General features: G+C 68.2%; 18 protein-coding genes. 8 read left to right on the top strand and 10 right to left on the bottom strand.

Annotated features, from left to right (window positions below; genetic code table 11):
- Positions 1-150 precede the first annotated feature (150 nt).
- Positions 151-3,081, top strand: coding sequence for a BMP family ABC transporter substrate-binding protein (locus tag VMD91_13055; protein HTW84995.1), 2,931 nt, complete (start codon positions 151-153; stop codon positions 3,079-3,081).
- Here VMD91_13055 and rpe read toward each other — a convergent pair.
- From rpe to cmk, 7 genes are read right to left on the bottom strand one after another with little or no spacing between them, the layout of a single operon-like run.
- Entirely contained in the window at positions 3,078-3,755 is a 678-nt protein-coding gene (gene rpe, locus VMD91_13050; GenBank protein ID HTW84994.1) for a ribulose-phosphate 3-epimerase, read from the bottom strand. The genes VMD91_13055 and rpe overlap by 4 nt on opposite strands.
- The gene (locus VMD91_13045; protein ID HTW84993.1) at positions 3,752-4,819 is read right to left on the bottom strand and encodes a PASTA domain-containing protein; all 1,068 of its coding nucleotides are present in this window, start codon (positions 4,817-4,819) and stop codon (positions 3,752-3,754) included. The genes rpe and VMD91_13045 overlap by 4 nt, the downstream gene beginning before the upstream one ends.
- Entirely contained in the window at positions 4,819-5,568 is a 750-nt protein-coding gene (locus tag VMD91_13040; GenBank protein HTW84992.1) for a YebC/PmpR family DNA-binding transcriptional regulator, read from the bottom strand. The genes VMD91_13045 and VMD91_13040 overlap by 1 nt, the downstream gene beginning before the upstream one ends.
- Positions 5,569-5,620: 52 nt before the next feature.
- Positions 5,621-6,022 carry a hypothetical protein gene (locus VMD91_13035; GenBank protein ID HTW84991.1) on the bottom strand — a complete coding sequence of 134 codons (402 nt, stop codon included), beginning with the start codon at positions 6,020-6,022 and terminating at the stop codon, positions 5,621-5,623.
- A gap of 37 nt (positions 6,023-6,059) precedes the next feature.
- Positions 6,060-6,902 carry a 4-hydroxy-3-methylbut-2-enyl diphosphate reductase gene (ispH, locus tag VMD91_13030; protein ID HTW84990.1) on the bottom strand — a complete coding sequence of 281 codons (843 nt, stop codon included), beginning with the start codon at positions 6,900-6,902 and terminating at the stop codon, positions 6,060-6,062.
- On the bottom strand, positions 6,899-7,486 hold the full coding sequence (locus VMD91_13025; protein ID HTW84989.1) for a lysophospholipid acyltransferase family protein: 588 nt from the start codon (positions 7,484-7,486) through the stop codon (positions 6,899-6,901). The genes ispH and VMD91_13025 overlap by 4 nt, the downstream gene beginning before the upstream one ends.
- On the bottom strand, positions 7,483-8,163 hold the full coding sequence (cmk, locus tag VMD91_13020) for a (d)CMP kinase (protein HTW84988.1): 681 nt from the start codon (positions 8,161-8,163) through the stop codon (positions 7,483-7,485). Before cmk ends, VMD91_13025 begins: the two co-directional genes overlap by 4 nt.
- Positions 8,164-8,256: 93 nt before the next feature.
- Between cmk and radA the strand changes: the two genes are divergently transcribed.
- The 7 genes from radA to VMD91_12985 all read left to right on the top strand — a co-directional run bounded on the left by radA (position 8,257) and on the right by VMD91_12985 (position 18,587).
- A complete protein-coding gene (radA, locus tag VMD91_13015) occupies positions 8,257-9,579 on the top strand; it encodes a DNA repair protein RadA (GenBank protein HTW84987.1) in 1,323 nt (440 codons plus the stop codon).
- 2 nt (positions 9,580-9,581) lie between these two features.
- Entirely contained in the window at positions 9,582-10,430 is an 849-nt protein-coding gene (ftcD, locus tag VMD91_13010) for a glutamate formimidoyltransferase (GenBank protein ID HTW84986.1), read from the top strand.
- A gap of 108 nt (positions 10,431-10,538) precedes the next feature.
- On the top strand, positions 10,539-11,381 hold the full coding sequence (locus VMD91_13005) for a gluconate 2-dehydrogenase subunit 3 family protein (protein HTW84985.1): 843 nt from the start codon (positions 10,539-10,541) through the stop codon (positions 11,379-11,381).
- A gap of 1 nt (position 11,382) precedes the next feature.
- Positions 11,383-13,143 (top strand): GMC family oxidoreductase, encoded by a 1,761-nt coding sequence (locus VMD91_13000; protein HTW84984.1) that lies wholly within the window; start codon positions 11,383-11,385, stop codon positions 13,141-13,143.
- A gap of 35 nt (positions 13,144-13,178) precedes the next feature.
- A complete protein-coding gene (locus VMD91_12995; protein ID HTW84983.1) occupies positions 13,179-15,908 on the top strand; it encodes a pitrilysin family protein in 2,730 nt (909 codons plus the stop codon).
- Between the two features lie 70 nt (positions 15,909-15,978).
- The gene (locus tag VMD91_12990; GenBank protein ID HTW84982.1) at positions 15,979-17,016 is read left to right on the top strand and encodes a hypothetical protein; all 1,038 of its coding nucleotides are present in this window, start codon (positions 15,979-15,981) and stop codon (positions 17,014-17,016) included.
- A 590-nt stretch (positions 17,017-17,606) separates the two neighbouring features.
- On the top strand, positions 17,607-18,587 hold the full coding sequence (locus VMD91_12985; protein ID HTW84981.1) for a helix-turn-helix transcriptional regulator: 981 nt from the start codon (positions 17,607-17,609) through the stop codon (positions 18,585-18,587).
- Between the two features lie 87 nt (positions 18,588-18,674).
- Here the strand turns inward: VMD91_12985 and VMD91_12980 are convergent, their stop codons facing one another.
- The 3 genes from VMD91_12980 to VMD91_12970 form a co-directional block, all read right to left on the bottom strand.
- Positions 18,675-19,265, bottom strand: a complete 591-nt coding sequence (locus VMD91_12980; protein HTW84980.1) for a PD-(D/E)XK nuclease family protein — start codon at positions 19,263-19,265, stop codon at positions 18,675-18,677.
- Positions 19,266-20,121: 856 nt separating this feature from the next.
- Positions 20,122-21,267, bottom strand: coding sequence for a pyridoxal phosphate-dependent aminotransferase (locus VMD91_12975; GenBank protein ID HTW84979.1), 1,146 nt, complete (start codon positions 21,265-21,267; stop codon positions 20,122-20,124).
- Positions 21,264-22,160 (bottom strand): 2,3,4,5-tetrahydropyridine-2,6-dicarboxylate N-succinyltransferase, encoded by an 897-nt coding sequence (locus VMD91_12970; GenBank protein ID HTW84978.1) that lies wholly within the window; start codon positions 22,158-22,160, stop codon positions 21,264-21,266. Before VMD91_12970 ends, VMD91_12975 begins: the two co-directional genes overlap by 4 nt.
- Positions 22,161-22,201: the final 41 nt, after the last annotated feature.

The raw sequence follows: 22,201 nt of genomic DNA, 5'->3' as shown, positions 1-22,201 counted from the left end.
ACTTCATCTCCCGGCCGCCCGAGCAGCAAGTGATCGGGCGCTCATCTTTTTACGTTCGCCGGTCGATAGTGAAGCTGCCCCATTTCTTCGCGCAACGGATGGAGCGTCATTCGTGTCCCTCGATCGATTCGTCGGCCGGAATATTTCTGCTTGAGAGTACGCTTTCGGACAGCCGTCGCGGCGCTGCTCATCGCGGCCGTCGCCAGCGTCGCCGCGGTCACCGTGGTGGGCCTGGTCCAGAGCGCGGCCGAGTCGGCGACGCGCGCGCAAACCGCCCGCATCGAAGAGGTGCGTCAGCTCGTCGCGCACCTGAACACGGCGCTGGCCGTCGAGGCGCGTGACGCCGACGCCTATGCGCTCGAAGGCGACGCGACCGAGCGCGAGCAGCTGAACGCGACGCGCGCCGAGCTGCACCGGTTCGTCGCCGACGACGAGGCGCCGGGCCGGCCGCCGCAGCTGCGCGCGATCGCGCAGCTCTCCCAAGCCTACATCGACGAGTACGAGCGGTGGGTCGACCAGCGGATCGCGCAAGGCGCGCATCCGGCGCCCGGTACGACGCAGCACGGCGACGCGATCTACGATTCGCTGGCCGCCTTCCTCGGCGGCGTCGACGACGACGTCGCCGCCCGCATCGCCGCCGACGACGCACGCGCGGCGAAGCTGCGCAGCCTCTCGCAGGCGGCGCTGCTGATCCTGGCGATCCTCGTGCTGGCGCTGCTGCTGATCGGCGCGCCGCTGTTCGTGCGCAGTCTCTCGCGGCGCTTGGACGCGGTCGTGGCGGCGCTGCGCGAAGCCGTTCGCGTCGACCTGGCGCGCTTCGCGAGCGCGCTCGAGGCGCTCGCCGACGGCGACCTGACCGTCTCGTTCTCGGCCGAAGCCCCCGAGCTGGACGGCGAGGGCGACGACGAGATCGCCTCGCTCTCGCGCACGTACAACGTTCTGGCGCGCTCGCTGGGCGAGCTGGGCGAGACCTTCTCGCGCACGACCGCGCGCTTGCGCGACACGCTCGAAGGGATCGCCGGCGACGCCAGCGCGCTGGCCAGCGACGCGACCCGCGTCGCCGCCAGCGCGGCCGACGTGCGGCGTTCGGTCGCCGAGACCTCGCAGGCGACCGAAGTGCTGGCCGTCAACGCCGACCTGCACCAGACGGTCGCGCGCGCCAACGAGATCGCGGTCGCCGAGCTCTCGCGCTCCTCCAGCCAGATCGCGGGCGGCGCCGCCGAACAATCCTCGCGCATCGCCTCGATCGCGCAGACGACGCGCGACTTGGGCGAGCAGATCGACGCCTTCGGCGCGGTCGGCCAACAGTTGACCGGCGCGGCCCGCGTCGCCGCCGGTTCGGTCACCGACGGTGCGCGCGCGGTCGCGGAGGCCGGCCAGACCATGACCGCGATCCGCAGTCACGGTGCCGAGAGCGCGCGCGTCATCGCCGACCTGGCTGCCAGCTCCGAGCGCATCGGCGAGATCCTGGTCGCGATCGAAACCGTCGCCGACCAGACGAACCTGCTCGCGCTCAACGCCGCCATCGAGGCGGCGCGCGCCGGCGAGCACGGCCGCGGCTTCGCCGTGGTCGCCGACGAGATCCGCAAGTTGGCCGAGAGCTCGGCGGCCAGCACGCGCGAGATCGCGACCATCCTGCGCGACCTGCGCCAGGGAACCGATCGCGTCGTCGGCGCGGTCGAAGCGACCAACGTCGCGGTCGTGCGCGGCGAGGAGGCGGCCGCGCGCACCGACGCCGCGCTGGCGGCGATCGAGCACGCCGTGGCCGACGCGCAGCGCGTCGCCGACGCGGTCGCCCGCCAAGCCGTGCAGATGCAGGACGCGATCCGCGTGCTGCGCGACGACGTCGACGGCGTCGCCGCCGTCGTCGAGGAGAATGCGGCCGCCGCCGACCAGCTGCGCACGACGACCGCCGCGGTCGCCGACCGCGTCGGCGACTCGCGCGACGCCAGCGAGTCGCAGGCCACCGCCAGCAACGCGATCGCCAGCGCCGCGCGCACGCTGGCCGGACACGGCGATCAGCTCGAGCACACCGCCGCCGAGGTGCGCACCCGTTCGGCGCGGCTGGCCGAGATCGTCGCGCGCTTCCGCGTCTCGCGCGCCGCGGCGATGGCCGGCGCGCTGGCGGCGGCGCTGACCGGCTGCACCGCGACCGCCCAGACCGGCGCCCACGTGGGGATGGTGCTCGACGTCGGCGGCCTGGGCGATCGCTCGTTCAACGACGCCGCTTACGCCGGGCTGGGCCGCTGCGTCGTGCTCGACGGCGTGCAGCCGCGCGCGCTGCAAGCGCATCGCGGCGCCGACTACGCGCCCGACCTGAGCACGCTGGCGCACGACGGCGACCGACTGGTGGTCGGGATCGGTTTCCTGATGAGCGACGCGATGGCCGCCGTCGCGAAGGCCTCGCCCGACGCGCACTTCGCGCTGGTCGACGGCGTCGTCGACGCGCCGAACGTCGAGTCGATCACCTTCCGCGAGAACGAAGGCTCGTATCTGGCCGGCGCGGTCGCGGCGGCGACCAGCCGCACGCACCACATCGGCTTCATCGGCGGGATGGACGTCCCGGTCATCGAGCGCTTCGAGGCGGGCTTCACCGCGGGCGCGCGCCACATCGACCCGAGCATCGTCATCGACAAAGCGTACGCGGGTTCGTTCGACGACATCCCGGCCGGCCAGCGCGTCGCGGCGAAACTCTACGCGGGCGGCGACGACATCATCTTCGCGGCAGCCGGCAGCGCGAACATCGGCGTCATCGCCGAGGCGAAGAGCCGCAAGCGCTGGGCGATCGGCGTCGACTCCGATCAGGACGCGCTGGCGCCCGGCACGGTGCTGACCAGCGTGCGCAAGCGCGTCGACGTCGCGGTCGAGCGGCTCTGTCACGGTGCGGCGCAAGACAGCATGCACGGCGGCCACGTGACGCTCGGCCTCGCCGACGACGCGGTCGGCTTGACGGACTTCCGCTACACGCGCGACGTCATCGGCGCCAAGACGCTGGCCACCGTCGACGCGCTGCGCGCCGACATCATCGCGGGCAAGATCAAGGTCCCGGCCACCCGCGCCGAGCTGCAGAACGCGCCTTAGCGGCCGACGGCGCCGATCCGGGCGCGCATCTCGCGCAGCGTCGCTTGCGGGTCGCGGGCGGCGAACACGGAGTTGCCGGCGACCAGCACGTTGGCGCCAGCCAGGACCGCGCGCTCGAGGTTCTCCAGACCGATCCCGCCGTCGACCTCGATCTCACAGGCCGGATTGCGCTCGTCGAGCAGCTCGCGCACCTCGGCGACTTTCGTGAGCGCGCGCTCGATGAAGGTCTGACCGCCGAAGCCGGGGTTGACGCTCATCACCAGCACGCGATCGATCTCCTCGAGCAGGTCGATCAGCATCGCCGCCGGCGTGCCGGGGTTGATCGCGATGCCGGCCTTCGCGCCGATGGAGCGCAGGTGGCGCAGTAGCCGGTGCTGGTGCGGCGTCGCCTCGTAGTGGAAGGTGATGACGTCGGCGCCCGCGTCGCGAAACGCGTCGACGTAGCGCTCGGGCTCGGCGATCATCAAGTGACAGTCGAACGGCAGCGCGGTCAGCCGGCGCAGGTCCTTGACGATCTTCATCCCCCAGGTCAGGTTGGGGACGAAGCGGCCGTCCATCGAGTCCAGGTGTAGCTCGTTCGCACCGGCCTCTTCGACCATGCGAATCTGGTCGGCGATCGCGGCGAAGTCCGCCGAGAGTAGCGAGGGCGCGATCTTGACCGGCAGCACGCTCACCGGCCGTGGACCGGCGGCCGGGGCTTGGGACTGGGCGAGGCGTCCGTCTTGGGTGCCTCCACGCCGATCGTCGTCTGGTTGAGCAGCTCGTTGTCGATGTAGGTGTCGGCCTGGGCGTCGCCGACCGCGGTCACGTTGAAGTCGAGCTTCTGGCCGCCCTGCGCGTAGCCGTCGTAGACGTTCCAGTCGCCGGTCTCGTCGTGCACGGCGACGCGCACGCTGGCGGCGTCGTCGCGCGGAGGGACGGTGACCGAGAGATGGACTTGGCGCACGAGATAGCCGTAGACGGTCGGACCGGCGCTGACCTGCAGCGAGACGGTGTCGAACGAGTCGATCGACTGGTCGGCGTCCGGCTTCTGTCGCACCACGATGCCGCGCGGCGGACCGCCCGGGCCGAACGGCGTCCATACGACTTGGCCGAGATGGATGCGCGCGTTGTTCGCGATGTCACGCGCCTCGTCGATGGTGTGGCCGGTGAAGGCCGGCACCCGCACGTCGCTGGGTGGCCCTTTGCTCAGCGTCAGCGTGACGCGCGTCCCTTGGCGCACGCTGCTCAGCGGCATCGGGTCTTGCGTGACGACGTGGTTGGTCGGGATGTCGTCGTTGGAGACCATCGAGGTCTTCGCCAATTGCAGGCGCAGCCGGTTGAGCTCGAGGCTGGCGGTGCGCAGCGACTCGAAGCGCAGGTCCGGCATCGGCACGATCACGACGCCGCTGCTGACGACCAGCGAGACGGCGCGTCCGGCGCGCACGTGCGTGCCCGCGACCGGCGCTTGGCTCATCACGACGTCCTTGGGGTACTTCTCGCTGGGCTGCGTCGCGAGCACCGTGCACTGCAAGCCCAGCTGCGTGCACTCGCCGACGGCGTCACCCTGCGTCTGTCCGACCATCGCCGGCACCAGCACCGCCTGTTGGGTCGGCACGAAGAAGTCCTTGACCGCGCGCCCGAACCACACCGCGACGCCGACGGCGAACGCCAGCGCCAGCGCGAACGTCCAGTCGCGATCGAGCAGCCACGGCCGCCGCCGGCGCCGCACCACCGGCGCGTCGGCGTCCAACGCCATCAGGCCAGCGCCTCGAGCTGGGCCTCGTCGAATTCGGCGTTGCTGTAGACGTTCTGCACGTCTTCGTGTTCCTCGAGCGCGTCGAGGAACGCCAGCACTTTCTCCGCGTCGCCGGCGCCCGGCCGCGTCGTCTGCGTCGCTTCCATGGCCAGCTGCGCGGTCCGCACGTGCAAGCCGGCCGCTTCGAGCGCGTCCTTGACCGCCATCAGCGCCTGCGGTTCGGTCACCACCTCGGACGGATCGTCGCTGCCGTTGTAGCGCACGTCGATCACCCCGTCGACCAGCGCGCGCTCGGTCAGCGCGTCCTCGTCGAGCCGGCCCGCGTCGACTTCGACGATGCCGCGCGCGGCGAACATCCAGCCGACGCTGCCGGTCTCGCCCAGGCCGCCTTCGTTGCGGCTGAACAGAAAGCGCAGCTCGGAGGCGGTGCGGTTGCGGTTGTCGGTCGCCGCGTCGACGATCACCGCGACGCCGGCCGGTCCGTAGCCCTCGTAGCGGATCTCCTCGATCTCCTTCTCACCCGCGCCGCCGGCGCGCGCGATCGCGCGCTTGATGTTGTCCTGCGGCATGTTGTTGGCGCGTGCCTTGTCGACCGCCATCTTGAGGCGATAGTTGGCGTTGGGATCGCTCGAGCCGTTCTTGGCCGCGAGGATGATCTCTTTGCTCAGCTTGGTGAAGAGCGCGCCGCGCTGCGCGTCGGCTTTTCCCTTGCGAAGCTTGATGTTGTGCCATTTGGAGTGACCGGACATAACGTAGCGTTGACCTTCGCGGAGGAGGGTGAGAACGGGAACAGGCGCGCGCTCAGGCCAGCGTTTCCAGCTCGTCGGCGACGGCGTTCAGCGCGTCGGGAACGGTCTCGAGCGCGTCGAGCCGTCCCTGCGCGATCGCTCGCGCGCGGGCGTCGCTGGCCGCCAAGTACGCGGCGTGCAGCACGCGCATCATCGCCAGCGTGCGTTCCGGCGGACCGGCGGCGCCGTCGACCAGCGCCAGCGAGGCGACCGCGGCCAGCGTGTCGCCGGCGTTGATGCCGTGCGCGACGCCGAAGCGCGCCCACACCGTCGGGAGCCCGCCGCGCTGCGCCACTTCGGTCGCCAAGTCGCCGTGCACGCGCGCGGCCGCGGCCAAGATCGTCACCGCGCACTCGCCTTGGGCGGATGCGAAGTGCTCGCGGATCTGCTCGCTGGTCGCCGCGGCGTCTCCCAAGCGCGTGACCGCGCGTTCGAGCGCGCGATCGAGCGTCTCAGTTGCCGTTGGCGAGCACATCCATGCGGTCCGCGACCTGTTCGACCAGCCAGCCCGGCGTCGACGCGCCCGACATCAGGCCGGCCGTGCTCACGCCCGCGAACCACGCGGCGTCCAGCTCGTCGGGGCCTTCGATGTGGTAGGCGCGGGCGCCGTTGATCGCGGCCAGCTCGGCCAGGTGCTTGGTGTTGGCCGAGGTCTTGCCGCCGACGACGACCATCACCTCGACGTCGTGGGCGAGATCGACGACCTCGCTCTGCCGGTTCTTGGTGTCGGTGCAGATCGTGTTGACGGCGCGCACCTCGTAGTACTTCTCGCTGAGCTTGCGCACGATCTCGGAGAAGCCCGGGCCGCTCCAGGTCGACTGCACGACCACGCCGACGCGACTGGCGCGCGGCAGCTTCTCGATGTCGTCGACGCCCTGGATGCACCACGCGCCCGGGACGTGCGAGAGCGTCCCCTTCACCTCGGGGTGGCTGGCGTCGCCGATGACGATGATCTTGTAGCCCTCGTCACGGAGCTTCTCGGCCTGGACGTGGATCTTGGTGACCATCGGGCAGGTCGCGTCGATGACGGTCAGCCCTTTGGCGGCGGCCTTCTCGAACGTCTCGACCGGCAGGCCGTGGGCGCGCACGAACATCGTGCCGCTCTCGATCTCGTCGACCGAGTGCGCGTTCTTGAGGCCCTTGGCCTCGAGCTGCGCGACCATCTGCGGGTTGTGCACGACGTGGCCCAGCGTGGTCACGTTCGAGCCGTCACGCTCGACCGCTTCCTCTGCTTTCTTGACCGTGATCGCGACGCCGAAGCAAAAGCCTTGCGTCTTGGCTCGCTTGATGATCACCGAACGCTCTCCTGGAGCTCGCGAATCCGCTGCATGATCTCCTCAGCCCCCTTCTCCAGAGCGTCCCCATCCGACTGCCGGTTCCGCTGAACGTGAAACGGCTCGCCGAAGGTGACCGTCACCCGCCGGAAGGGCCGCAGGTGGCGGGTGCCCGAGATCGCGGCCGGGACGATCGGGGCCCCGGAGGCCGCAGCCAGGAAGGCGGCGCCCCCTTTGGCCTCCCGGTCCCCGGTGACGTTGCGCCCGCCCTCCGGGAAGACGCCCACGCACTTGCCCTCCTTGATCATCCGCAGCGAGGCCCGCAGGGCGGCCGTCCCGCCGGCTTGGCGATCGACCGAGAAGGCGCCCAAACGCGAGATCAGCCAGCCCAGGCCGGGCATGGCGAACAGCTCCTTCTTGGCCATGTAGGAGACCGGCCGCGGGCAAGCCGCGCCCAGCAGCGGCGGGTCGAAGTTCGAGACGTGGTTGCACGCCACGATCAGGCCGCCCTCGCGCGGCACGTGCTCCGCGCCCACGACCCGCATCCCCCACAGCAGCTTGGCGATCGCGTTGACGGCGAAGTGCGCGAAGCCGTAGAGCGTCACCGGTGCGCGGCTTCCATACAGGCCTGCATGCGCGCGACGACGTCCTCGGCCTGCAAGTCGGTCGAGTCGATGGTGACCGCGTCGGCGGCAGCGCGCAGCGGCGCCGTCGCGCGCGTCGTGTCGAGCCGGTCGCGGTCGGCGATCTGATCGCGCACCTCCGCGTACGGCACGTCGAGCCCGCGCTCGTGGAACTCGGCTTGACGCCGGCGTGCGCGCTCGTCGACCGAAGCGGTCAAGAAGAACTTGAAGCGCGCGTCGGGCAGCACGACCGTGCCGATGTCGCGGCCGGCCATCACGACGGGCCCGGACGCGGCGATCGCGCGTTGGCGCTCGACCAGCTCGGCGCGCACGCCGGGCAGCGCGGCGACGGTCGAGACCGCGGCGGCGACGTCGGGATCGAAGAGGCGATCGTCGGTGTCGAGCCCGTCGATCAGCACGCGGTAGCCGGCGGTGCGGCTCGGGTCGGTCTCGATCGCGATCGTGTGGTGCGCCAGCATCGCCAGCAAACCGTGCTCGTTGTCGAGGTCGACGCCGTTCTGGAGGGCCAGAAAGGCGACCGAGCGGTACATCGCGCCGGTATCGAGGTAGAGGTGCCCGGTCCGTGCCGCCAAGAGCTGCGAGACCGTCGTCTTCCCGCTCGCCACGGGGCCGTCGATCGCGACGTGATCGTTCGTCATGCCGGACCGGCACGTTCTCCTCCGGACAGCCGCCCTCCGGCCCGCCCCCGAGAGTGCCAGGCCTCTGTCACCCGCTCGCGAGAAGATCGACGCGTGGCAAAGGCGCGTTCCGTCTTCTTCTGTAGCGCGTGCGGCCACGAGTCCGCACGCTGGCTGGGCCGCTGCCCGGCCTGCGAGGCGTGGAACACCTTCGCCGACGCGCCGGTCGTCAAGGCGCCGAAGGCCGCCGGCCGCGCGGCCGCCACGCCGCTCCGCGCCGTCGTGCCGCTGCCGCTGGCCGCGATCGAGGACGCGCGCATCGCGCGTCGACGCACGGGGATGGCCGAGTTCGACGCGCTGCTGGGCGGCGGGATCGTCCCGGGCAGCCTGGTGCTGCTCGGCGGCCCGCCCGGCGCCGGCAAGTCGACGCTGCTGCTGCAGCTGGCGGCCGCGCTGACGACCGGCGGCGCCAAGGCCGTCTACGTCTGCGGCGAGGAGTCGGCGGCGCAGACGAAGCTGCGCGCGCAGCGGGTCGGCGCGGCGCCCGGGCTGCTGGTGTTCCCGGAGACGAACCTGCGCGCCGTGCTCGACGCGCTCGAGGCCGACGTCCCCGACGTGCTGGTCGTCGACTCGATCCAGACGACGTGGCTACCCGACGTCGAGTCGTTCGCCGGCAGCGTCTCGCAGATTCGCGACTGCACGCAAGTGCTGATGGAGTTCGCCAAGCGCACCGGCTGCGCGACCTTCCTCGTCGGCCACGTCACCAAGGACGGCGCGATCGCCGGGCCACGGCTGCTCGAGCACCTGGTCGACACGGTGCTGTACTTCGAAGGCGATCAGTCCGGCGAGTACCGCATCGTGCGCGCCTACAAGAACCGCTTCGGCGGCATCGACGAGATCTGCGTCTTCGCGATGGACGACCGCGGCCTGCACGAGGTCGCCGACCCGTCGGCCCTGTTTCTGCACGGGCGCGGGCCGCGGCCGAGCGGCTCGTGCGTCGTGCCGACGCTGGTCGGGCAGCGCCCGGTGCTGGTCGAGATCCAGGCGCTGGTCGGCGAGACCGCGTACGGGACGCCGCGGCGCTTGGCGGCCAACGTCGACAACGCGCGGCTGGCGATGATCATCGCGATCCTCGAACGGCGCGCCGGCCTGCGCCTGGGCGATCACGACATCTACTGTTCGGTCGCCGGCGGCCTGCGCGTCGCCGAGACCGGCGCCGACTTGGGCATCGCGCTGGCGATCGCGTCGGCGTTTCGCGACGTGCCGCTGGCGAACGGGACCGTAGCGTTCGGCGAGCTGGGCCTCTCGGGCGAAGTACGCGCCGTCTCGCAGCCGTTGCGGCGCACCGCCGAGGCGACGAAGCTCGGCTTCACCCGTCCGATCGCGCCGGAAAACGCGCGCGACCTGAGCGCCGCCCTCCGCCTCGCGTTCGACTGACCGTGGCCCCCGAGTTCGAGATCGTGCCCAACGTCAGCGAGGGCCGCGATCCGGCGGTGATCGAGGCCTGCGTGGCGGCGATGGAGGCCGCCGGCGCGACCGTCGTCCATCGCACCAGCGATCCGGTCCACCATCGCAGCGTGATCACCGCGGTCGGCCGCGCCTCGCAGGTCGTCGCCGCAGCCGTCGCGTTGGCGCGCGTCGCACGCGACCGGATCGATCTGCGCCGCCATCACGGCGCGCACCCGCGCATCGGCGCGCTCGACGTGCTGCCGTTCGTGCCGCTGGCGGACGCGACGCTCGACGAGGCCGTGACGCTGGCGCACCGCGCCGCGGCGCGGATCTGGCGCGAGCTCGGTATACCGGCCTATCTCTACGGCGCGGCAGCCGGCGCACCGCACCGGGTGCACCTGGCCGACGTGCGTCGCCGCGAGTTCGAAGGCCTGGCGGCGCGCGCGGCCGGCGATGCGGACTGGCGCTTCGACTACGGAGATGCGCCGCACGGCGGCGCGGGTGCGATCGCGGTCGGCGCGCGGCCGTTCTTGATCGCGTTCAACGTCGAGCTCGCCAGCGGCGACCTATCGCTCGCTCGCGAGATCGCGCGCACGCTGCGCGCGTCGAGCGGCGGGCTGCGCACGCTCAAATGCCTGGGACTGCGGCTGAGCGCGCAGCGGGTCCAGGTTTCGTGCAACGTGACCGACGTCGACGCGGTGCCGCTCTACCGCGTCACCGAGCTGGTCCGCCGCGCCGCCGCGCGCGCCGGCGTGCAGGTCGCACGCAGCGAGCTGATCGGCCTGTTGCCGCAACGCGCGCTCGACCGGTGTGCGCGCGCGTATACGATGACGCGCTGACCCAGCCTCGGTCAACGAAAAGATGCTTGTTCGCGGCGGACGCGGTGTGCTAGCCTGTGTGTCCGCGCGCGCAAACGCGGCGCGCTTTCCCGCTTTCCGGAGGTGTCCATGGCCGACGAGAATGGGCTTTCCCGCAAGACGTTCGTCTTGCTCGGCACGAGTGCGGTCGCTGCGATCGCCGGCGCCGAAACGGCGCGCGCCGATGCCGCGCCGCACGTCGTCGCCGCGGCCTCGCCCGCACCGGCGCACGCGAAGCCGCTGCTGCCGCTCGGCACGCAGCCGGAAGCATATACGTACTTCACGCAGCCGGAACATGCGTTCGTCGAGGCCGCGGTCGAGCGACTGATCCCCAGCGACGATCTCGGGCCCGGTGGACGCGAAGCCGGCGTCGCCTACTTCATCGATCAGCAGCTCGACGGCCAATTCGGCTACGCGGCGAAGATGTACATGCAAGGTCCGTGGGCGCCTGGTCTGCCGACGCAGGGCTATCAGCTGCCGCTCACCCCGCGCGAGGTCTACCGGCTCGGGATCGCAGGCGTCAACGCGTACTGCCAAAAGCAGTACGGCAACAACACCTTCGACGCGCTCACGCCGGGCCAGCAAGACACGGTGCTCACCGGCCTGGACCAGGCGACGATCGTGCTGGACGCCGTCCCGGCCAAGGTGTTCTTCGAGATGCTCTACGCCAACGCGATCGAGGGCTTCTTCTCCGATCCGATCTACGGCGGCAACCGCGACAAGATCGGTTGGAAGCTGGTCGGCTTCCCCGGCGCCGCGGCCGCCTACGCCAACTTCATCGAGAAGCACAACGTCGCGTACAAGGTCGCGCCGGTCAGCATCGCCGACGTGCAGCAAGCGGAACAGGCCGCGATGGACGGCGGCTCGGGGATGCAGATGGACGACGAGGCGATGCATCGCGTGATCACCGCCAAGGCGCTGGGGGTGCACTGAGATGGCAACGCTTCCCGCGGTCGACGCGGTGATGGTCGGTTTCGGCTGGACCGGCGGCATCATCGCCAACGAGCTGCTCAAAGCCGGCGTCAAGGTGGTCGGCCTCGAGCGCGGCGACTTCCGCAACACCTATCCCGACTTCGCGATCCCCGGCGTTCACGACGAGCTGGCGTACGCGCTGCGCTACAAGCTGTTCCAGAACGCCGCCAAGGAGACGCTGACCGCGCGCAACGACCGCACGCAGACGGCGCTCCCGGTGCGCCAATTCGGCTCGTTCTTGCCCGGCGACGGCTTGGGCGGCGCGGGCGTGCACTGGAACGGCGTGACCTGGCGCTTCTTGCCGTGGGATTTCGAGACGCGCAGCCGCTCGATCGCGCGCTACGGCGCCGCGATCCTGGGCGAGGACTGCACCTCGCAAGACTGGGGCGTCACCTACGACGAGCTCGAGCCCTACTACGACAAGTTCGAGTACCTGTGCGGCATCGCCGGCAAAGCCGGCAACATCAAGGGCCAGATCCAGCCCGGCGGCAACCCGTTCGAGGGACCGCGGTCGCGCGAGTATCCGAGCCCGCCGCAAAAGACCAGCTACGCGATGGAGGTCTTCGGCAACGCCGCGACCTCGCTGGGCTACCATCCGTTCCCGCAGCCCTCCGCCAACTCATCGCAGTTCTATACCAACCCGGAAGGCGTGCACCTGGGGTCGTGCGTCTACTGCGGCTACTGCGAGCGCTTCGCGTGCGAGATGAGCGCCAAGGCCAGCATGCAGACGACGCTCTTGCCGAAGCTCTCGGCCTCGCCCAACTTCGAGCTGCGCACCAACGCCAAGGTGCTCAAAGTCAACCTCGACAGCACCGGCAAGAAGGCCGTCAGCGTCACCTACCTCGACGCGCAAGGCCGCGAGCAGATCCAGCCGGCGAACATGATCTTCATCACCGCCTGGGCACTCAACAACGTGCGCTTGCTGCTGCTCTCGGGGATCGGCAAACCTTACGACCCGGTCAGCAACACCGGCGTCGTCGGTCGCAACTACGCCTACCAGGTCAACACCGGCGGCGCGTTCTTCTTCGAGAACGGCAAGGTGTTCAATCTGTTCATGGGCTCGGGCGCGCTCGGCACCGTGTTCGACGACTTCAACGGCGACAACTTCGATCACGGGCCGTACGGCTTCATCGGCGGCGCCGACATCAACCAGAACACCAACCACGCGCGTCCGGTCGAATGGCATCCGACGCCGGCCGGAACGCCGCGCTGGGGCGGCCAGTGGAAGAGGACGATGGCGCACTACTACAACCGCGCCTTCAACTTCAACGCGCAAGGCGGGGTGCAGTCCTATCGCGGCAACTACCTCGACCTCGACCCGACCTATCGCGACGTCTACGGTCAGCCGCTGCTGCGGATGACGTTCGATTGGGGCCCGCACGAGCACAAGCAGTCGGCCTTCATGGCCGGCATCCACCAGAAGGTGGGCAAGGCCGCCGGCGCCACCAGCATCACCGTCGGCCAACTGGCGGCGCACTGGGACACCGTCCCGTACCAGAGCACGCACAACACCGGCGGCGCGATCATGGGCAGCGATCCCCGCACCAGCGTCACCAACAAGTACGGACAGACGTGGGACGTCTCCAACGTGTTCGTGACCGGGGCCAGCTCGTTTCCCCAGAACGCCGGCTACAACCCGACCGGCACGGTCGGCGCGCTGGCGTATCACACCTCCGAGGCGGTGGTGAGCAAATACCTGAAAAGTCCGGGACCGCTCGTCTAGCGGGAGGCCGACCGGGCCCGTCGTAGCTGCGGGGGATGCAGGCTCGTTTGAGCGCCGCGTTCCTCGCAGCGCTATTCCTCGTATCGGTCGCCCCCGTGCCGGGCGCCGCGCGGGATTTCGGCACCGACGACACCGACGTTTCGACGTCGCTCTCGGCGGTGCAGGTCCGCACGCTCGACAACGGCCTGCGCGTGGTCGTTGTCGAGGATCACGCGGCCCCGGTCGCCGAGGTCGAGGTCTGGTACCGCTTCGGGTCGGCCGACGAGACGCCGGGCAAGACCGGGCTCGCGCACGCGCTCGAGCACATGATGTTCCGCGGGACGACGACGCTCTCGGCCGGCGCGCTCGACGAGTGGACGGCCGGCCTGGGCGCGTCGATCAACGCGCAGACGACGACCGAATCGACGCACTTCGAGATGCAGGTTCCCGCCGATCGCCTCGAGCCGGCGCTGCGCATCGAAGCCGACCGCATGCAGCACCTCGCGCTCGACCCCGAGGCCTGGGACAAGGAGCGCGGGGCGGTGCTGCAAGAGGCCGCGCAAGATCGCAGCAACCCGTACTTCACGCTGCACGAGCGGATGCTGGCGAAGATGTATCCGAACTCGCCGCTCGGGCAGACGAGTCTGGGCGCGAAGGCCGACGTCGAGCGCGCGACCGTGGCCGACCTGCGGGCGTACTATGAGCAGTGGTACGCGCCCAACGACGCGACGCTGGTCGTCGCCGGCGACGTCGATCCGGCGACCGTCTTCGCGCAGGCCCAGCAGTGGTTCGGTCCAATCCCCACGCGCCCGCTGCCAGCGCCGCGCTTCAGCCGTCCCACGCCGGCGCACGACGTCGTCGAGCAAGAGAGCGCCGACGTGCCGTTCACGGTCGTCGACCTGGCCTACGCGATTCCGCCGCCGACCGGACCGACGCACGGCGACGCGTTGCGCGCGATCATCGGCGGCGTCGCGCTGGCCGGCAACCAGGGCCAGCTCAAGTCGGCGCTGTTCGAGTCGCGCCTGACGCTGGGCTACTTCGTGCAGCCCGCCCTCGACCGCGACATCGCTTCGATTCACCTGATCGCGGTCGTCGCGCCCGGTCACACCGCCGACGAGGTGCGCAGCATCATGACCAGCACGCTGCACGATCTGACCGCCCGCGGCTTACCGGCCGACGACGTCGACGCCGCCAAGCGCGCCGCGCTGGCGCAACTGGTCTACGCGCGCGACTCGATCGCATCGCTGGCCTCGACCTTCGGCGGGTCGTACGCGTTCCCGCAAGACCCGACGCCGGCGCAGGACGCGCAGACGATCGCCGGGATCACGCGCGCCGAGATCAACGGGATGATGCGCGGCATCTTCGCCGAGCCCAATGCCGTCGGCATCATCGAGCCGACCACGACCGATCTCTCGAAGCTCAAAGCGCCGACCGCGTTCGAGGCCGGCCGGAACGAAGAGTTCGGCGGCCGGGTGCCGGACGGTCCGATCGTCGAGCCGGACTGGCTGCGCGCCGACGCCGCGCGTCCGCTGACGCTGCACAGCACCGTCGCGCCCATCCGCACGTCGCTGCCCAACGGACTGCAACTGCTGATCCAGCGGGTGCCCGGCAACAGCACGGTCTTCATCTCGGGCGCCATGCGCCGTTCGCCTGCCTTCGATCCGCCCGGCAAGACGGGAACCGGTCTGCTCGCCTCGGCGCTACTCAACGCCGGCAGCCAGCACTATCAGTACGACGGCCTGCAGCGCGTCGGCAAGCGGCTGGGCGCGACGCTGAGCTACGGCTCGACCTTCTCCGCGCACGGATACGCGCGCGACTTGCCCGCCCTGCTCAACGCGCTGGCCGACGACGTGCGCAATCCGCTCTTGCCGGCCGATCGTTTCGCGCTGCTCAAAGCGCAGATGAGCACGTCGCTCTCGCGCCAGATCCTCGATCCGACGTATCGCGCTCGGCGCGCGTTCTTGCAGGCACTCTACCCGACCGGCGACCCCGAGCTGCGCGAGATGAACGTCGCCTCGCTCGACGCGATCACGATCGACGACGTGCGCACCTACGCGAAGACCTACGACCGGCCCGATCTGACCACCCTCGTCGTCGTTGGCGACGTCGACCCGGCCGCGGCGCGCACCGCCGTCGAGCGCGCGTTCGGCGGGTGGAAGGCCGACGGTCCGACGCCGTCGGCGACGTTGAAAGCGCTCCCGCTGCCGGCGCCGCAAGAGAAGTACATCGAGAACGGCGACGCCCAGGACGTCACGGTCGAGCTCGGCCAGCCGGCGCCCAAGCGCGGCGACCCCGACGCCGACGCGTTCCTGATCGCCGACTCGCTGCTCGACGATCAGTCGTTCGAGAGCCGCCTGTTCCAGGAGATCCGTCAGAAGCGCGGGCTGGTCTACACGGTCGGCACGCATTACCGCTTCGACGGCGATCGCGGCACCTGGACGGCGACCTTCCGCGCGGTGCCGAGCAAGGTCGACGCCGCCGACGCGCTGATCCTCGACCAAGTGAAGCGGCTCGAGACCGAACCGGTCGACGTCGACGAGCTGCACCGCTGCGAGACGCGTCAGGTCGCGCGCGAAATCCTCGCCGAGCAAGCCACCCGCAACATCGCGGGCGACCTGCTCGCGATGGGCCTGGAGAACCTACCGACCAACTATCAGGAAACGCTGGCTGCGCGCTACGGTGCCGTCACCCCGGCCGACGTCCAGCGCGCGGCCCGCGAGTACTTCCACCCCGACCACTGGGTCGAAGTCCGCACCGGCCCGCCCAGCGACACGCCACACGGCTGACGTGGGCGTGCCAATGGGCCCTCCGCTCGATTGCATAGGAGGATGAGGCGAGAAACGCCAACGCACTGCCATGGTGTGGTTCGTCGGAGCAACCGTGCTCCTCGCGCAGGCCTCGCCAGCGCCTACAGCCCACGACGGAATCCCCGTCGGTACAGCGACGGTCTTCGCAGCGCTGCTCTCGGCTATTGCTCTCCTTGTCGGCGCGTGGTTGACTCGGCTTTCCCAAAGCGCTCTGAGCAAACAAGCCCATGACCAAACCGTCGCGGAGTTGCAGCGGAAAGAACAACTCGACGTCGCTGCCGCGGTCGAAAAAGAACGCGGCGTAAAGGCTGTCACCGACGAGTACAAGCAGAACGCGACGCGACGCGCTATCGCAGCCACGTGTGAAGCTCTGCAAAACGACTTACTCGAGATGGAGCGCAAGATCGTTCTCTTGTGCAGCTTGAGCCGCGCGGGGAAGCGAGTATCACGCGCGCAGGCGCCGGCGCGCCTCCTCGAGATCGCGTATGCGATACACATGCCGATCGCACGTTTTCGTTCGCTCAGCGAACGTCACGCAGCTGGTGGGACCGCGTCCTTACAGTTGAGCTTGACGCTGCGCCAGCAATGGCTGGTGCTCGAGTACGTCGAGAAAATGCTTCTTGCGGACGAGGAGCTGGCTGAAAGCGCGCCGCCGTGTAACTACGTCCGCCCACCTGAGCAGTCCCTCAATCCGGAGGCTTTCCTACGAGCACTGCTCGGAAAGGTCCCGCTCAAGGGCGGCCGTCGCGAGCTCATTCGTTACTCGGTTCTCCGTTTCGAGCTTCCGCAAGGCACGCTCTCTTCCGCAATGAAAGAGACGGAGCGCGTCGTCGATGATTTCACGGTCGCACGCATGCCGGTGTTCTGGCGAATCCTGCTCGCGGAAATCATTCTCGTACACTTGTACGTCGCGCTGCGGGCGCAGCAGTTTACGACACTCCAGAAACTGCTTCCGACGTTTGAAGCGCTCGATCCGCGCATCGGCGCGCAGCTGAATCGATCGGCAGCGTTCGACCAGCCGCTCGCAGCGGTGTGCGCGTACCTCGAAGCCACCCTGGTCAAGGAACTCCACAACATGCTAGAATGATGGCACCGATAGCGCTAGGACAACCGGAACCGGTATCCGGCCCTGGCTGGCGATTGGACGTAGGCGGCAGCTTGCGACCGGATCGCCCCGGAAGCGCGGCGACCGCGAGCGGCGGTTCGTGGACAAATCGCAGCGCATCGACGAAAGTCGAGCCGAGCGGGGAGGGTCGAAAGGCCCTCCCCTTCTTCTGTCAGGTCGTCGATCGGCGCTTAGGCGGCACGCAGCCCGGGCAACGAGCACGCCAAACGTGCGACGTGGATCTGGTTCACGCTCCACGCTCAGCTGGTCGGCGACGAGCTTCGGGTGCGTGAACAGCTCGCCCGCGTCTCAGGCGCCATCACCACGGATGACATGCAACACAGGCTAGGGAGATGCTCTTCTCCACTGGCACTCTGATCGCCGGTGAGCGTTACGTCTGGCACGTTCTGCTGAAGCCGAACTACTTACGGGCGACGCCATATGGAGAGATCAATCGGCCCGCCGGCGGGAATGATGCACGACGAGTCACAAGCGTGCGCTAGGGCCTTTTCGGCGTCGGGCCCACGCGTGGTCGGCTTCGCAGGCGGGTAGTGGCCGTCCACCCCGGAAGCGTGAGAGACCGCCATGGCGAAGTCCATTGGAGCGATGATTTGACAATCATTAAGCGACCTTGGAACAAAACGTTCCTCAAAGCGCTGGGCCTTGTTTTTCTGGCAGAGATGCTCGTTATTGTCATCGCAAGCCGCTTATTGGGCTTCAATACGGATCGATGGATACATGATAAAACCGCCCAGGCCATGCGGATTTCGCTTGCTGCGGCGGCGAGCACTGATTGGTCGCTAGTCGACCGCGTTCAAAAGGAAGGAAAAGGCTCCTCACTATTCAGACGTTACCACAAAGACGTTGTCGATCTCTCGCAGCGCTACTTCCGTGCAAAAGAAGGGTCCGTTTTTGTAGCGCTAGTCATCCGAGGGGAAGAGTATGATATCGACAATGGAGAACCCGATTTGGACGATATCGGGAAGGCAGACGATCTAGAACTGGCTGCTTACTCCACAAAAAAGACAACCTATACATTGTCGCCTATTTCAGACGATAGCGGGACATACGTCGCAGCGTTCACGCCGGTTATGAATGACGGCAAAGTGATAGGTCTTGTAAGCGCAGAGTATGACTCGGCGCCGTTGGCGGACTTTCACGCAATCGTTCGATCCGTGTTCTGGTGGTCGGTCTTGCCCGCAGCGCTCGTCTCGCTCATCATATCGTATATTTTTGCTAGCAATTTTGCCGAGCCCATGGATGTTCTTCGCGAGATCGAGACCGTAAGGCGTCAAAGCGAGCAGTCTCGTGCCGCGGATGAGCTGTGGAGTAATCTCACGCCAGCCCAGCGTCAGGTATTCCAACTGCTTGGTCAAGGGCTAAAGGATTTGGAGATAGCCGAGAAGCTGACGGTGAGCTTGAACACCGTTAAGTCGCACGTGAAGAGTATACGTGCAAAAATGAGAGACATAGTCGGAGACAACAACGTCTCGAGGGTTGATCTTGCAATCGCTGCTCGAGGAGTTCTGCAGGCATCTTCGTCCACGCCGTAGTGCACATAACTTGTACTCCGTTTTCATCGGCTAGGAAGCCCGTGGGGACGTTCGGTGACCGAGGGTTCTCGGTCACCGAACGTCTATCTAAGCCGCTATACGGTAGCTGCAGAAAGAGCAATCGGGTGACGGGACCGGCGGCTCCGGTTGCTCGAGTACGGCAGCCACATCATCCATGAAGGTGAGGAAGCGCTTATCATCGCGCTGCATGTCGATCCAATGCATTGCGCCACTAAGCGAACCTCCCGCCTCGCCATCGTAGGCAAAACTCGCGGGATCGAATACCCCTAGACCGAGTCGGTCGATTTTAACCGACAGGCTTCCCGGGGCGGGATGCTCCAGTGCGAAAGCGTAGGCGTGCAACTGCACCCAGTACTTGTCGAGGTTCTCAGGCTTGACCGATGCGGTTTTAAAGTCGCACAAGACCAACGAACCATCCTCAAACGTGAGAATGCTATCATACCGGCCCTTCACGCTGAGCGTGACCTGCCGGTTTGGCAGCACGATTGGTGAAGAGCGAACCACCTTCTCGCCGTGGGCGATCTTGAAAGACGGTTGGCCCTCTCCGAACGAGTGCCAACGATCTTCGGCAAAGCGCCGCTTCATGGCAGCATCAATCTTAGCGAAGATGGATGGAAAGGGCGTGTTCGGCCGATGAATCCCGCGAACGACGTGCATATAGAAGTCGTGCTTGCATTCCTCCCACAGAAACGTGAGGGAAGACGGAGAGAGTGTATACGAAATAGGCTGATCCACTTGGTGGACCCCTTTCTCGGGAAGGAGGCCCCGTGCGAGAACCGAACCGTAGCTCTGCGAGAGTCGGAGGCGGGTTCCGTAAGGGACTCGTTTTTGTTTTGCCTCACCGACGAGTGCCGGTGGACTCCGACATCATTGCGCGAACGCTAGCGGCGCGAAATTCCTCTCTAGAGTGATCTTGGAGCGCGCCTCTAAAGAGACGCCCCTCACTCAGAAGAGGCTGACTAAATCGTGAGAAAACCGCGGACCGCCAGTCTATCTAGCGCCAAAGAGGGGACAGAGCAACCTCGGCTTGAGCACACTTCATTCCAATGAGGTAGACCCCGGCCGAGGGGCGGCGCTGGTATCCGGCCGTCGGGAGATCAGCCCATTGCAGCTTGTGCGCTCCGCTCACCCGAAAGTGTGACAGCGCCTCGCGATTATCGAGAACTCTGTGATTCCCGAATTACCGGCGTCCCTCGTCTTAGCGCGCGGACGGGTCTGCTTATGCAGAGCGATTCCCGGAGCAACCAGCCCAAGGCCGCGGTGTACACGGCGTTGGCGGCGCGCGGCGTAGAGTGTTGCAGCACGGCCGTTGACGTCGCCGCCAGCGCGGGTCGCGGCGCCTGCGGTCACCGCAACAGCCTGCCCTAATTCGAAGCCTAGACCGGCCCTTCGGAATCCGCCACTAACCCCAGAACCGTGCTGAGCCCGGTTCGAGAGGCCTCAGGTTCGAGAGGCCTCAGGAATGAGAAGCAAGCGCATGGCATACCGCGAATCGCGATCCGGTCGTGATAAGCTAACGCAGAGCGGCGACGCGCCGCAGTCCTGCCGCGACATCGTCGATCGGTGCGACCCAGCTAAGGCGTAGCCAGCCTTCAAGGGAGGGGCCGAAGATGCGGCCGGGGATTGCGGCGACGCCGCGGTGCTCGACCAATTCGTAAGCGGCTGCGATCGAGTCGCCTCCGTTTGGCAGGCGTACGCAGACGTAGAACGCGCCGTCGATCGGGACGTAGCGTAGGCCGCTTGCATCGAGTACGCGAAGGACGCCTTCGCGCTGCGTGCGGTACCAAGCCGATTGTTCCTCAATCGCACCCGGCTCGCCGAAAATCTCGTACGCGACGCGTTGACCGAACGCGCTGGCGGTCGAGGTGACCCAGGCGTGCGTTTTCACGAGCGTGTCAATCACGGAGTCGGGCGCCAGCAGCCACCCGATGCGCATGCCGGTCAGCGCGTTGGACTTTGAGAGCGAGTTGGCGACGACGGTGTACGGGTAGTAGCGCGCGACGTAGCCGGGATCGTCGATGTAGGTCAGCTCGCGGTAGATCTCATCGTGGAGCACCCAGATCGGCTCGCCGTCGCGTGCCAGCAGTGCCTCAGCCAGCCGCCGCGCGTCGGCGTCGCGCAGGACGCGCCCCGTCGGGTTCGCCGGCGAGCCGATGACGATGACCCGCGTCCGCGGCCCAATCGCCTCGAGAATCGCGTCGACGTCGTACGCGAACCCATCTTCTTCCGCCAGCGCGACGGCCCGATGCGCGACGCCCTCGAGTTGCGCCATCTTCGCGTAGGCCGGAAACGCCGGCTCGACGACCAGCAGCTCGTCCCGCGCCGGATCGAGCAGGGTCTTGATCGCGACGTAGACCGCTTCTTGCGAACCGGTCGTCACGCAGACGTTCTTGCCGGCCGACATCCCCGGATACGCATAGTGCGCGGCGATGCGCTCGCGCAGCGCGAGATCGCCGGCGTTGACCGTGTACTTGACGCCGTTCTCCGCCACCCACCGTGCGGCGGCGTCGATGAACCGCTGCTGCGGCAGCAGCGTCGGCTCGCCGAGCCCGAGATCGATCGTCCCCGGCTGCTTCTTGGCGGCGATGGCACGAATGACCGATGGTTCGATCCCGGTGACGGCGGGATTCAGGCGCACGGCGGACGAGGTCAGGCTCACACCGAGACCTCGAATTCGCGCAGCGCGGCGTTGAGCGAGGTCTTGCGATCGGTCGACTCGGTGCGCTCGCCGATGATCAGCGCGCACGGCGTGCCGAACTCGCCGGCCGGGAACTGCTTGGGCAACGATCCGGGGATGACGACGGCCCGCGCCGGCACCACGCCTTTGGTGACCACCGGCGACGCGCCCCGTACGTCGACGATCGGGGTCGATGCGGTCAGCACGACGCCGGCGCCGAGCACCGCTTCGGCGCCGACGCGCACGCCCTCGACGACGATGCAGCGCGAGCCGACGAACGCGCCGTCCTCGACGATGACCGGCATCGCCTGCGGCGGCTCGAGCACGCCGCCGATCCCGACGCCGCCGCTCAGGTGCACGCCCTTGCCGATCTGCGCGCACGACCCGACCGTGGCCCAGGTGTCGACCATCGTCCCCTCGTCGACGTAGGCGCCGACGTTGACGTAGCCGGGCATCAGGATCGCGCCGCGTCCCAGGAACGAGCCGTAGCGTGCGACGCCGGGCGGCACGCAGCGCGCGCCGAGCGCCTTCCAATTCCGCTTGGTGGGCAGCTTGTCGTAATACGAGGGGAGCGAACCGCGCGAGCCCAGCGGATCGTCGAGCGCCGAGGCACGCATCGCCGCGTCGCGGACCGACTCGTTCTCGAACCGTGCGAAGGAGAGGAGGATCGCTCGCTTCACCCAGGCGTTGACGACCCACTCGCCGTCTCGCGGCTCGCAGACCCGTAGCTCGCCCTCGTCGAGCGCTTCGAGGACCTCCTCGACCACGCGCCCGGGCTTCTTGCGGATCGCCTCGGGTTCGGCGGCGAGCCGCTCCTCGAGGGCCACGACCCGCTCTTCCAGCGTCGATTCCGCCGAGGACTTCGTCGATTCCATCGAGGGCCTGCTTCGCGGCGCAAACGCGGATACCGGCCTCG

It is taken from the genome of Candidatus Sulfotelmatobacter sp. (assembly GCA_035504415.1).
Classification (GTDB): Bacteria; Vulcanimicrobiota; Vulcanimicrobiia; order Vulcanimicrobiales; family Vulcanimicrobiaceae; genus Vulcanimicrobium.
Note: the sequence above shows the minus strand (reverse complement) of the source record. Positions and strands in the feature narration are given on the sequence as shown.